At 80.4% G+C, this 1,172-nt stretch carries 1 protein-coding gene; it reads left to right on the top strand.

What is annotated here, in order from left to right; genetic code table 11:
- Positions 1-68 precede the first annotated feature (68 nt).
- A partial coding sequence (locus ABD317_RS37135) for an ATP-binding protein (protein WP_344296512.1) occupies positions 69-1,172 on the top strand: 1,104 nt, incomplete at its 3' end.

Raw genomic sequence — 1,172 nt, 5'->3', positions numbered from 1 at the left:
GCCGGGTGCCGGAGGGCGGCGCCGGTGCGGCCGGTGCGGCCGGTGCGGCGGTCGGCGCACCGCGGGGCGTGACGGACGTCGCCCTGACCCTCGCCCCCGGCATGCCCGCCGCCGCGGCGGCCCGCCGGTTCGTACGCGAGCTGCTGGCCGGCCGCGCCGGGCCCGAGGCCGACGATGCCGAGCTGCTGACGAGCGAACTGGTCACGAACGCCGTGGTGCACGCGGGCACCGACGTGCGGGTGCGCTGCCGGCTCCTGGCCGAGGACGCCACCGCCGGCGGGCTGGCGCGGGCCGGCGCGGACGGCGGGCCGGCCGCGGAGCCGACGCTGCTGGTGGAGGTCACGGACGGGCACGCGGCCCGGGTGATGCCGCTGCCGGCGCCGGAGGAGTCGTACGGCTACGGCCTGCAGCTCGTCGCGGCGCTCGCCGACGCCTGGGGCGTCGAGCACCGGCGCAGCGAGAAGACGGTCTGGTTCCGGATGGGCCCGCTGCGCGAGGTCGCGGCCGACCCGGGGGCCGCGGAGGACGGCGCCACCGAGACCGGCACCGAGACCGGCGGCGAGGCCGGCGTCGAGGTCGGCGCCGAGGTCCGGGCCGAGACCGGCGGCGAGGCCCGGGCCGAGGCCGGCGCCGCCCGGGTCGTGGCCCCGGCGGGCGGGGCCGACGAGGCGGGCGCCTACGGCGTACCCGACGACGCGACCCACGGCCGCGGCGTGCAGCACCACGCGGACGGCTCCGGCGGCGCGGGCGAGGGCGGCGCGCACGACCTCACCGACGACGACACCGCCGACACCCACATCGCCCGCACCGCCGCGCTCCGGCTGCCAAGCCAGGCCACCGCGCGCACCCCGCGCAGCGCCACCGACCCCGAGCTGCGCGCCGGCGGCGCCTGGGCCGGCGTCGGCGCCTTCTCGTTCCTCGCCGAGACCTCCGACATGCTCGCCGGGCAGTTCGACGAGGACATGGTCGCGTCCCTCGCCACCCAGCTCCTCGTGCCCCGGCTCGCCGACTGGAGCGCCGTCTGGCTCGAAGGCGCCGACGGCGCGGAGCCCCGCCTGGCGCAGGTCTGGCACGCCGCCGAGGAACGGATCTCCCCGCTCCGCCACGTCCTGGAGCAGAACCCGCTGCCGCCGCCCGACGCCCGCCCCGTGCCCGTGCCCTGGCCCGGGAGC

The sequence above is a fragment of the Streptomyces synnematoformans genome, assembly GCF_039531005.1.
Lineage (GTDB): Bacteria > Actinomycetota > Actinomycetes > Streptomycetales > Streptomycetaceae > Streptomyces > Streptomyces synnematoformans.
Note: the sequence above shows the minus strand (reverse complement) of the source record. Positions and strands in the feature narration are given on the sequence as shown.